This is a genomic window from Flavobacterium sharifuzzamanii (assembly GCF_003254585.1).
GTDB classification, from domain to species: domain Bacteria; phylum Bacteroidota; class Bacteroidia; order Flavobacteriales; family Flavobacteriaceae; genus Flavobacterium; species Flavobacterium sharifuzzamanii.
This window is the reverse complement of the sequence record NZ_QJGZ01000035.1, coordinates 344,818-357,975: the sequence shown is the minus strand read 5'-3', so window position 1 is coordinate 357,975 and position 13,158 is coordinate 344,818. Positions and strand designations below refer to the sequence as shown.

The 13,158-nt window shown below is 34.2% G+C and carries 2 protein-coding genes; both read right to left on the bottom strand.

Annotated features, from left to right (window positions below; all coding sequences use genetic code 11):
* Positions 1-20: 20 nt before the first annotated feature.
* Positions 21-5,882, bottom strand: coding sequence for a VWA domain-containing protein (locus DMA14_RS06590; RefSeq protein WP_111423973.1), 5,862 nt, complete (start codon positions 5,880-5,882; stop codon positions 21-23).
* Positions 5,883-5,894: 12 nt separating this feature from the next.
* Complete coding sequence (locus DMA14_RS06585) at positions 5,895-12,890, bottom strand: hypothetical protein (protein ID WP_111423972.1); 6,996 nt, start codon at positions 12,888-12,890, stop codon at positions 5,895-5,897.
* Positions 12,891-13,158: the final 268 nt, after the last annotated feature.

Genomic DNA, 13,158 nt, shown 5'->3' with positions numbered 1-13,158 from the left:
CATTGGGATTCATTTAATAATTAAAGTGTTAGATTTTTTTCTTCACTGCTGTACATACCTGAAGAGTTTTCGGCAAGTACTTTGAAATGGTGATAGATTCTATCGCCATCGTCATTTTTAATAGTCAATTCATCAGTTCCCAGTTTGGTTTCCAGTAAAGGCAATGTTACAATCTCTTCGTTAGAAACTTTTTCCTGAATTTTATCCCAATTTCCTTGATTGTTCATTTTGTATAAATGATACTTACCATTATGAACCGTTTTCTCCCAGCTGAAAACAATAGGTTTCAAGACAGATTCATTTACCCCTGTTACATCTCCAGAGGCTGTCAATGTAGGAGATTCTGGAGCAACTGTATCCGCAATTACTGTCGCAGTAATTTTTGATGGTTGAGATGGCGTATAATCAATATTAACAATAGGATTAAGATCTGTTGAACTTGGATCGGCATACTCAATTTCTCTAGAAACGGTAACTCTGTAAAAAAGGCCATCTCCAAAAGGAACACTTTCTAGATCTTCAAATTCATCGTAAACAGTCCAAACGTTATTAAAGTCAGCAGATAAAGTATTTTCGTCAATCAAAATTTCTTTGACAGAAGTCATGGTTCTAATTGATTGTGCATCAAGCATATTCTTAGCACGATAGATATTTATTTTTCTGATGTTATATTCTGGTTTGTAAGCATTTAATTCTATTTGAATAGAAGGTTTGATTCCTAAAACTTGATTTTCCAACACAGGCATAATTCGTTTGATTTCTGGCGTCTGCGGCGGATTTGAAGGAACAAGTTTTACAGGACCTAAAAATGTGCTAAATGGACTGAAATTCAATTTAATATCCATTTCACGTACACCATAGAAATAAGTGCTCTGTGAGTTTCCATCTAGGTTAAAATCAGTAAATTGTGTTCTAAATTCGGCAGCATTTGTGATTTTCATCATCGGTGCAATGTCCAGATCAGGATTAGGATATTTTAGAATATTTCCATTTTTATCTTTAATCGTTTGTTTTTTATTAATAGGCACATAGTCATTGTCTCTGATGTATTCGTAAATAACCGGAACTTCTGTTAGTGGTACAAAAACAGAATGAATGGCTTGTTCAATAAAGTGAATTGCAAGCAAGTTTCTTTCAATTCCATCTCTTGTCGAAATAATAATATCATTTAGATGAGTAAGAGCTGTAATTTTCTCAACAGGTGTTTGTGACGGTTGTGACTCATTATGCCATTTAATAAATCCATTGATCGAATCAATTAACCATTCGCTATCTGGTGTTGGAAAACGATAAGCGTCTGATGGTTCAACATCCGCAGGATATGCTTCATAACTTATCGGTTTTCTCGGAGGCAAAACATTTGGTTGCTCATCAGGACCTAATAAATCAGTTGGATTCAGGAGGTTGTTTTTATCTAATAACCCATCAAAATTTAAGAAATTCTGCCATCTGTTGGCAAAATACTTCTCATTGTTTCCGCCTAGTTTACTTAGTTCTTCACGAATTATTTTAATCGTTTCGGTTTTATACAAAATATTTAATAAAGCATCGTCACTGGCTCTGTAATGCAGCATTCCATAAGGTTTATGCGTATATCTAGTTGTAAAGGTGTATGTAGATCTGTTAAAAAAGTCAGGTCTGGTTGCGTATAACGGTCCTTTTACATCTTCAGGCTTAATAGGTTTTTCAATTCTAACCGCATACATTGGATTTGGCACACTAATCTTAGAATCATAGTTATATAAATTTGAATGGCTGCTGATTCCAAAAATTGAATAATGTGTGTTTTCTCCTTCTCTTGGCTGAATTTTTGCTGCTGTAATTCCGTTTGAAGGATCAGCAAAGAGATAGACTTTATAGCTTGGATAATAATTTACTTCCTGTTCTTTTGGCTGATTTAATTCATTTTCTTCAATAATAATATGATCATAAGTAGGATCCATTTCCTGAGTTATGTCTTTTTTTATTTTGAAATTAGGATCAGTAATAATTAATTCTAAATCTTGATCTGTCCCAATATTATCTGCACGTACAACTTTAAACTCTTTTCTAGATTTTACAGGAATTGGATTAGAACCCTCAAAACAGCTCTTAGTAAATAAGCGCACAGTACCGTTTGCCCATTCAACTGAATTTCCGTTATTTTGATTGTATTGAGGATGCTGAGCTAATTTTAACCCTTTGAAAGTAAGCTTGTATAAACCAAAATGCTTTTGTTCTTCGTCAGGCAATGGAATCGGATTTTCATTTTTATCCAATACATAATTGCCGTTTGCATCAACCTTAAAAGCTTTTTCTATAACCTTTTCGATTACTGTTCTCTTACTCCAGATTCCTCGAGTTTTTTCTACTTGTAAACTATCGTTGCCTTGACTGTCTTTTTGAAGAACAAGCTCTCTATGAACTGTTTTTAAAGCTTCTGGCAGTTGAACTTGCAAGCTAATTGGACTTGGCTGATTCCAGTTTTCTTGCGTTAACATGTTCTCAACCAAAGAACATAATGCGTTTACTGGTTTTTTTATTTCCTTAATTTGCTCAGAATCAATTGTAGCGTCGCCATCAGAAACAAGACGGTCAGTTACTTCTTTTTTAAGTACTTCAACTGTGGCATAATTAAATGTTTCACCAGTACGAACAACATTAATATTCTGGATAACATAGTTTTGTTCTCCAACTGTTAAGATACCTCCAATAAATCGGTCTTTATTAGTAGTGGTCAAACCGATTTTAATTTCTTCTCCACTGCTAAAAATTTTGTATTCCTGAATTGTAATGATCGACGTAAGTTCACTTGTTGGACTGTCTTGAATATCAGTGATCTTAGCATGCTCAATTTGAGGAAGACTATCTCTAAAATAAAGCTTAAAATAATCAGCAAACAGTTCTTCATTATCTGGATAAATTTTATCAGAAAGTAAAGCTTCTGCATTCGTTACTCCGTCAGGAATTGTATAGCTTAATAATTCTTGAATAGCATAATATTCGAAAAGAAGTCGGATATATGTTTTGTCAGTTATGGATTGATCTTCTAATAATGTTTTCAATTTAAGCTGTTCATTCATTGAAGTAAACATCAATGGATTTTCTTCAGTAATTAGCAGCGAATTAATGCCTGTTGGAGGCAACAAAGTGTTTTTTGGCTTGATGTGAGAAGTAATCTCTAATTGTCTGCCAGATGTTGCTCTTGAGAAAATATTAATACCATATCCTTGATAGACATAAGTTTGCAAACCTGTTTTTTCTTGACGAACATTTAAAAATGATTTCCCTGAGTCTGGAATAATAATCGGAGCAGGCTCAAATGAACCAGTAGTCAAATCTTTTTTAACATTGAAATATGCCGTGTCTGATGATAATTCTGGTTTTTGCCAATTGGCTTCACCTTTAAATTTATAATCTACTCCTGCATAAATAGGGAATGTAAAAGTGCTTCCATCATATTCTTCTGTAGAATTAAAGAATGCAGTATCTACACTGTAATCTTTGATGTCGCTCATGAATAAACTCACATATCTTTTCTTGCCATCAAAACTATATCCTTCAGGATCTGTAATTTTTGGGGTCTGATTGTCTTCATCAGAACCGGCATTAAGACCTGGCAGATAATTACTTAATTGTACCGGAAGAGGCAAACGTTCTGTGTTTACAGAAGTTGGAATACTCATAGAAAGGTGTTGTACCTCTTTTGGAGTTGTACCTCCTTCTAAATTCTTAAATGTAACGTACTCTGTTAGATAGATATATTCTCCAGAAAGGACAGCTTCGTCAATATCAATGCACCCTAAACCTAACATTCTGGCAATATGATAATCATTTGCAGCAATGTTTAATAAATCCAGATTCGATATTTGAGTTGAATTTTTGGCAAATTCTGCTTCTTCTCCAGGTTGTGGATCATTAATCGGAATGTTATCATTAAAATTAATAGTTTCTAAAGCAGTTGGGTTTGTGCCGTCAGCACTTAAGCCAATATAGCTCTCAATAACTTCCTTAATGTTTTTGTCATCTTCATCTGTGATGCGTTTCCATTTATCTTTATAATTATTAACGTTAACATACTCTTCATCATTAAATTTTAGCCATTTTCCGTGGACACAATTTAATTTTGGTTCTAATTGCTCAAAAGCCTTATTATCACTAAGAGTTAAAGCATATTTTCCTTTCAGATCCCAGATTCCGCTATCATTTGCATGCTGGATAAAATCAGCATAAAATTCAAAATTGATTTCGTTTAAGAGGCAGTTATTTGCTTTAAATCGGATGCTTCTTCCGTTTTCAGCTACAACACGAATTGCAGTAACCTCTGAAGAAGAGTAGGTCTTACGATTTGTAATTCTCTTTGCCGCTACAATAGTGTTTTCAGCAACAGATAATGTTTCTAATTTAACACTGCCTGAGTTGTTTGCAGAAGTGAATTTAAGTTCTGCAGCAAAAAATAATTCGCTTTTATTTTCAATCTCAATAATTTCATTTCCATAAGCCTGAATAAAACCAGATGGGTTTAGCATCGGATCAATACTCGCTCTTGTCAACAGATATTTTGCTTTGTTTTTGAAGTAAACATAAATCGATCTTTGCGGATTTGCTGTTTTGTAAACCCATAACGTTTTTTTACTATCTACTGACTGTGGTTTTTTTATTAAGTCTAATTTATAAGCAACTTTATTATAAGCAGCTCTATATACTTTTACGAAATCGTCAGGTTTGTTAAAGTTAGAACCAGAATTAACACCATTATACAATTCACCCTTTGGTAGATGGTTTTCTCCTAACTCTCCAGCCAAAAGCCAACGAAGATGAATTCCTTTTGTACTGTCAAGACCTTTAGAACCTGCTGCCGCAATTTGCAGACTTGTAGATTGTAAAGCAGTTTTGCCCGAATTAAGATCAACAATGTAAAGTTCTTTACCAACATTAAAATTGATTTGAAATCCACTAGGATTGTTAACGTTTGGCAAAGTAATTTTAGCAGAATTATCGCCTAATGCATTTGGGGTTCCATCTATTCGAATTGCGACATCAATATTTCCAAGAGCAGGTACAACAACAGCATTCTGAAGTTTAAAAACTAGGCCGCTTAGATTGCTTACATTATGAATCCTTGTCCCAGCTGGAAGAGGGAGAGCCACACGGCTTTTATTTCTCAAAGTTAAATAACCAGCACTTTGATTTACAGCAAGTCCTTTTTTCAGGATAGGGTAAACTAATTTATTTTGGCTAATAATTACATTAGATAAACATCCAATTTGAGCAATTGATAAATCACTGCTTAACTGATTTAATTCAGATCCTAAAGTGCTGAAATCTGGAACCCTGATATAATCTGTATTCAGCATAGAAAGACCGCTGTTTTTTACAACAGGAGCTTTTCCTAAAAAGTTAGTAATTGGCGTTACCAGTTCAGTAGCATTGTTTACGGTGCTTGTGACACCGTAAACAAAAATATGTGATTTATCATTAAGATTCTGATATAAGTTTTTTAGAGAATCAATGTCATTGACTTGTAAACCATCTGTAACAATCACGACGATATCTGGAGTTACGGTTAAACTGTTTACAACCTCTAAACCAGACGCCCAGTGATCAGATTGAGGATTGGCAGATCTTGAACCAAAACCATTAATCCAACTTAAAAAACTGGAAGTATTGCCAGAAATTCTTTTTTGAATAACATGCTCTGATCTTGAATTGCTGTCGCTATTTGACATTCCGATTAACGAAAGCGTAATTTTGCTCTGAGCCTGAGAATTGATAAATGAAGTCAGCCCTTCACGTATTTGCTGCGCTTCATTACCATTTATCGAACCCGACTCATCGACAACGATAGCGATGTACGTTTCGCAACCTGAGGATTGGCTTTCTTGAAGATTTATAGAACTCATTTTTATTGTTTTTTAAAGATTTATATTTTCAATAGTTAAAGTTACCGGCTCAGCAGCACGAACTGTTAATGGCGTTGAATACTGGGCAACAGACCCGTTATTATTCCACATTCTGTATTCGAACTTGATATTTAAATTTTGATCAGTAATTTTTTTACTGTCATTCATAATTAAAACCTGGGCATAGTCTTTAGAATGAAGTACTTTATAATTTACTTTTGCTACACCAGCATCGTCAACTACTGAAATGGTATTTTGAATTTCTTCTAATGGAATTTTAGGAATATTGAATGGCTCTGGATTTCGAACTAAAAGCGCTACGACTTCACCAGTATTGGTATTGATAATTCGATTAACTTCTGTAGACTGAGCAGGATCAAGAGGAGACATTTTTAAAACTCCTTCGACAGCACGATCAAATAAATGCTGATATTTTAAAGCAAATGCATCGCTTAATGTATCTTCTTCACCAAAAATGACATTCTTTAAAGAAGTAATCTGATTTTCGCTTAAGCTTAACGGAACATCAAATAAAGCGTTACGTACTGGTTCGGCACTTAGCTTAAAGCTATTTACTTGCTCAGCAAAATCTCTGTATCGTGATGTCTGGAATCCGAATTGATGTACTAATACATTTTCATTATCAGTTGGTGTGTTATTCTGATTTTCATCAAAATAATTTTTAACTAAAACCGTGTACAGTTTCGAAGGTTTTAAATCGGTCAGTTTTACCTCATATCCATATGATTTTGGTTTAATAATGTCACCAATTTGAATTGAACACATCAATTCAGGTCTGCTTCCTTGAATCATGTTTTGCAACATTTTAATGTTTAAAGGAATTCGAGGATCATTATCATCGACCCATTTTATATTTTTTTCCTCTGCTTTAGGATATGGTGTTGCTTCTGTTGGTAATGGATACTTAATAAGAACATCATTTAAAGGATCTTTGATAATAAGATTCATCAGCCCTTTAATTTTTGGTCTTCCTGCTCCATAATCGTCCCAATCTGTGAACATATGATATACATAAGGATTCTTGAAGAACATAGTTATCTTACACTGTTCATTTCCATAGAATGAAGGTTTAGATGACAATAAACTTCCATCAGCATTTGGGTAAGAACGGTTGTAATCTAAATACTGTCTTAATGAAGTCAACGGTGATTTTGATAATTCGGTCAATTCATTTTTAACATACGGTTTTTGACCAGGAGCAAGATCTTCGTCAGGAACAGGGTAGTGGCCAACAGGACCTAATGTTTTGAAACCATAATAGTAATCGAATTTAACTGGCGCTCCATCATCTACTTTATCTGCTAAAGTAAATTTTAAGCAGTAAGTCGAGTTTGGTCTCCAAATTGGCTGAACCGTATTTTGAATCGCAGCTTCCATTGCTTTATTATCTTCAGCCACAGCTGTAGCACCAGGAATGGTTAAATTGTGTTCAGCACTTTCTTTTGTCAGCCATCTAATTTCTTGAACGTAAGTAGTATATCCTAATTCATTGTCCTCATCTGGATTTCCTCCTGAAGAACATAGAATAGCATTGATCGTCAATAATTTTGAAGACTTAATTGCTCTTATATATTCTGATTTAGTAACAGTTTCTAATTCACTCAGATTAGCAGTTGAATTAGTCAAAGCAGATGCAGACGATACCACGGAAACAGTTTCTGTCGGATGTAAAGAACAGTTATCAAACTGATCATTAAACAGAGAGAAATAAATCCCTTTTTCATTTTGTTTAGAAGAAAGCATTAAAATTTCATTCTCTGATGGTTCATTATGAATATGAAGAACTGATGCTTTATCATTTGTGCTTCCTCTTTCAATTAAGCGCACAAGCTGTAATGAAGTATTCAATACAAACAGATATTTTTCATTGAAAGCGATAACTGAATTGTCAGCCAGCGTTTTATTTGATAAATAAACTGGAGAATCAAAAATTACATCATTTTTAACAACAGTAACGGCAGTTCCATCAACCTGAGCCAATCCGAATTTTCCGTTTGTTAGTTTAACAGTAAGCAAGACTTTGCCATTTGCGATTACTGCATCAATAACTTCAGAAATTGATGGTTCAGAAACTAATTTGGTGTCCGTAATAGTAATCGCTTTTGTACTTGGATTAATACCGAAGCGAACGATTTTTTTGTTTTTTGTAATTAGACTGAAATCAGTATTATTATGCTGAAGAACTTTTAGTGCTACTTCGTCAATTTTTATGCGATGAACAATAGAACGATCAGTACTATTTACCCAATTAATTTGAGTTTCATTTTCTAAGGTATTGATCCAAAGCAATTCATTATTCAGTAATGGCAATAATTTATTGAAACCTGTAGAATAAGTATTTAGATACTGCATTCCGAAAGTTCTGTTTAATTCAGAATCAAGTTCAACAATTGCAGTTGTTTTAGTTGGAGTTACGCAGCCTACGATAAAATTATCATCGATAATTGCTTTACCAATTCCTTTGCACTGAGTAGCATCTAAAGCTTGAGTAACTAATAAATTATTATTTACAACCTGCATTGATGTCACTAGACCATTCAATAAACGCTCTCTTACTAGATTTCCTTTAGCATCAATTTGTGCAATAACAGTTGTGTTTGGACTTGGATGAAATGAAACTAAATAAGTGTCATTGTATTTGAAAACTTTATCAAAAGCATAATTTGTGTTTCCGTTATATCCATAAAAACGAGTAAATGTCAACGGTTCAGAAGTTCCAGTTGGATTATCGTTACCAGCATCTGCTTTTAATTCAGCCAATAGCGTCATTAAACGATCATATTCAGTTATGTCGCTTGGTTCTGACACAATAAATTCTCCATCAGTTGAAGCGTATGTATCATTAAATAAAGCAGCAATTTTATTTCTAACATCTAAAATCGCATCAGCATTTGCAGCCACTGGACTGATGATAACTTTATCAATTTTCTTTTTCGATAAAACATCTCCGTTTTCATCAAATAAAGTTATTGGCGATCTTAGTTCAGCTTTAGTGTAAGCAATCTCATTTAAAGCTGGCGAATTTTTAGCCTTGCATATTTTAACTTGTTTATATTTAGGAAGTTTATCCCCTTTCTCAAAAAATGAAGTATAGGCAGTTATATTTACTGTTTTGGCTTGAGTTGTAAGTTTTAAAGTTGGTTCAATAGCAGATTCAGGGAAAATTATTTCCAGTTTATCATAATTTTTGAATGAAAGCGATCTTCTAAAACCAAATGGATTGCTCTCAGCAGAAATGCTCATAAAATCTCCCCCAGAAAGCTTGCCATCCACAATTTCAGGGGTTTCACCAACGAGTTTAAAGAACAGACCATTGATTCTATCTGCTTCATATTGAGTAGGTACATAATAACGTTTTCCTAGTTTTTTATTTAAAAAATTAACAGACTCTTCTTCAATGCTATTAGAGACACAGAATAATTTAGAAGGAGTAATTCCAAATTGTTCTGGAACATGCCAGCCAGGTTCACCTGCACTTAAATAGGAGAACGGATTTGTAGCCAAAACACGAATACTGTCATACTGATCTATCACTTTTTGCCATTGTGCCCAAGGTAAATTCTCTACACGCTCCCTTGAAGCAGAATCTACAACAGCTGCAAAAGGATGATAAGGCACCCAAGAATTTCCATTTGCAGAACTTATTTCAATTGATTCAATAGAATATTGGTGTTTTACCTGACGGAGTTTTCTTCCGGCTTTCGATGTTGCTTCTGGAGGCATTAAATCAGTGTAATTTTTTGCATCAGCCGTATATCCACCAATAATTTTAGAAAGACTAGAATTAGGCAATACTCCTTTAGTCAGTTTAATATCAATGTAGGTATCTAATGGAATTATTTTAGAAATTGATCCTGGAGCAGGCATAGTATCAAAGTAATTCAATAAGTAAGCCTCATTGGTTAGCATGTGAACTCCTTTTACAGAATCGGCAGTTCTGTTGTCATTAACATCTCCGTGAGTTCCTTTAGGAAGCGGACTGTAAGGCGTGCGGTCAACGATTCTGTTAATATCCCACTGAAGTTCAATTAAGAACGTTTTACGAACTCTAACAAAAGCAATTTTGACGCGTACGCTTAATTCTAGTTTTGCATAGATCAGGAATGGCTTAAATGATTCTACAGAGAAAATGGTATCTAAAACAATTTCAACATTGATAATCCAGATTTTAATCTGAATTCCTCCACCAGCAGCTATGTAACCACCCATTTGCGGACGTTTGAAAGAAATTTTTCCGCCCATTTCTAAGTAAGCCCATAATTTAACCTTAGCAGGTCCGAAGCTTTTCTCTAGTTTAAAGTCTAATCTAGCTCCAGCCTCAATTCCTTGAGCAGACAGCATAATAAATGCTTTTGCAGTAAAAAGAGTTAGAATTCTCGCTGTAATTGGATCTTTTTTAGAACCAAGATTGATATACCAAGGTTTTTGATTTTTAAAGAAAAAGCCAGCTTCTAATAAAGCATGTAATTGGATAATTTCGCCACCATCTTTAGGCATTTGGAAATCTGCCCCAGCAGCAAGTTCAAGAGAATCATCTCCAAAGGCAACCATCGCAAAGAATGGGGGAGTGCTTTGGTCTTTCTCAATAGGACCTAATCTATCACCAAGAACATTTAATCCTGCCTCAATATAAAATAAAGTAGGAAGAGAAAGCAATAACATTGCTCGCATATTTAAAAGGGTACCTCCAGTTGATTCAAAGGTTGCTCCAGCCCCAATAGAAAAAGGGGATTTATATTGCATAGAATCTGGTGGCCCACTGAATTTTCTAATATTGATTCCCGCTTTCGGATGTTTGTAATATTCGTACCAAGAATTATCTACTGTTAATCCAGCAGCTTTTTTGGTAGCCACATATCTAAATCCTAATAAACCTCTGAAACCGGTAATCGACAAAAATCCAAGCGGAATTCCGGTAGGCAATTCAATACTTGCATCGACTAAGAAAGCAGGATATTTAGGAGCAAAACGCATTCCTACACTTCCTGTAATTTTTGCTTTTGGTAACTTTAATGAAACCTCTCCCATGAATTCTGGAGAAACCCCAGGCTCAGGAAGCGAAATCATACCATGAATAATTGCCATTGCAGATTCTTCTGTAGCAGTTCCTGGAATCATCAAATCGACTTCGATAGTCTGGATTCTGATGAAAGAATCTTTGAAACCTTCTTCGGTGCTATAATAGTATTTAATACCTTCTCCACGAGCGTCAAGCCCTAACGGATTGACACTGATGGCACCATCAAATCCCCAGAAGTTGTATTTATGCCCATCAATTTGAGTTGAACCAAAGTTAATGTTGCTCACCGCCATCTGAACAGGTCCAAGATTTAGAGGAGGCAAATTAATAGGAATCGGAATAGATCCACCTTCCACTTCTATGCTTCCATCACTATAAATTCGAAGTTTTTCAATATCAAACCCCTGACCTTTCATCAAAGTGTTCATTAATCCAGGAGGGAATGAAACATAACACGAAGTGCCTACATAATAGTCATCATCCTGTTTTCCAAGCTCGAAACTGTGAAAATCGAAATTTACTAAATTGAGTAAAGTAGCTTTAGGTTCGTTTGCTTTATCAAATGAAGCCGTTAGGTTAAAATCTCCGTCATCATATAAGTGTCCTTCAATATCTACAATAAATGGATTATTGCCTTTCTTAAATTTTGGAATTTCTAATGCGCCCTTTATGTTCGAAGAGATAACTCTATTTTGTTTGAAGGAAATATCAAACTTGTTAAAACCAACTTTGAAACTATTACCTAACTTGAACCACATGTAATCAGTTTCGCTAACAGGATTTCCTACAATTAAGGATTCTAATCCAATTGTTCCAGAAATTCCGCCTTCAGTACCAATTAATAGCTGTTTTCCAGTAATTTGCAGTGTAGCGCCATTTTCTTTTTTGAACCATTTTTTAGGTAATGTAATTGCTGCTTTTTCAGCGTAAACACCTCTAAACGCAGCACCTCTTCCGTCAGCATCTGCTTCAGGAATATTTTTATCTCTGCTTAAATCTACTTTTAATCCTGAAAACTCTGCAATTAATCCAGTGTTTCCGATCATAGATCTATTTAAGCTAAAACTAGAGATATTATTAAAGATAAATCCGCGATTAGAAGAATACTCTAAGCTTCCAACATCAAATTTTAAGTAGCTAAAATAATTATCTGGTAACGGTTGATCTAAAACTATATCAGTGGAAACATTTTCGGTACCTGTATAAACTGGTCGTAACCATTTGTGAGGAAATTGTAGACCTACGCTAATTTCGTTAATGGCCATTCTAAATTGAAGCGTTAATGCTTCTTTGATGTTTTTTTCGATATTATCGAAATAATGAGCAAATAACTTCTTTAAGCGATCTAATCCTTCACTGCCTACATTTAAAAGGTTTTCGTAAGCAAATTTTAGCAAGTCAATGTCAAGACTTCCAATTTGTTGTGATAAGTGCTCGACTTGATTGTCGAAAGATGCATTTACGTCGTTTAAAGTTGCTAAAGCATCTGTATGTACTGTATTGAACTGATCAACAAAATCAACCAATGCATTTGCGCCTGGATAAAATGTATTGATTAGTTCATTTAAAAATGTTTTTTCGTTTATTTCTGCTAATTCAAAAAGAATGCGCAAAACGGATTCAACGGTATTATCAAATGATTCAAAATTGAAATCATTGATATATTTTAGAATAATCCATGAATAATCAAAACTGATTGGAATTTCAGTATTGCCATCTACAGTTGGATTCAAAACTAATTTTAAATCTTGTGCAAGAGGAATATCAAGTCCAAGGGAGTTGTACGTGGTTAATGTCATGCTGTAAAAACCAGAAGAGTTGTCGTAGCTTTGACTGGCAATAAGATTTTTTACAAATACAGAATCAAAAAGACTAGCAAGTGCATCTCTAATTGCCTCGAGCTCATTTGGAATCTTGTCCAATGGTAATAATTGGCTTAATGACGGGTGCATTATTTGATTTGACATATTTTTAAGTTTATTTCTTTGTTAATGGTTTGCTGATTACAATTCAAAATTTGTCTTCTATTATGTCAGAATGATTATCTTTTGAAAAAGACATAAGTATTCTGCATTCCTTTCTTGAGAGAGAGGACAGGAAGGGTTTTGAAAAGTATTTTTGATTTTGTTTTACTACTTAATGTTGAAGTAGTTTTTTTGATGCATGTTGCTCTTAATTAGATATTTGTTTCTTTTTGACATTGCAAAGATTTACAAAAAAAAGTGCTTTAAAAAA

What these genes read in the sequence shown, in the direction of transcription:
- DMA14_RS06590 (WP_111423973.1), bottom strand. Translation starts at nt 5,882, where the DNA reads ATGAGTTCTATAAATCTTCAAGAAAGCCAATCCTCAGGTTGCGAAACG.
- DMA14_RS06585 (WP_111423972.1), bottom strand. Translation starts at nt 12,890, where the DNA reads ATGTCAAATCAAATAATGCACCCGTCATTAAGCCAATTATTACCATTG.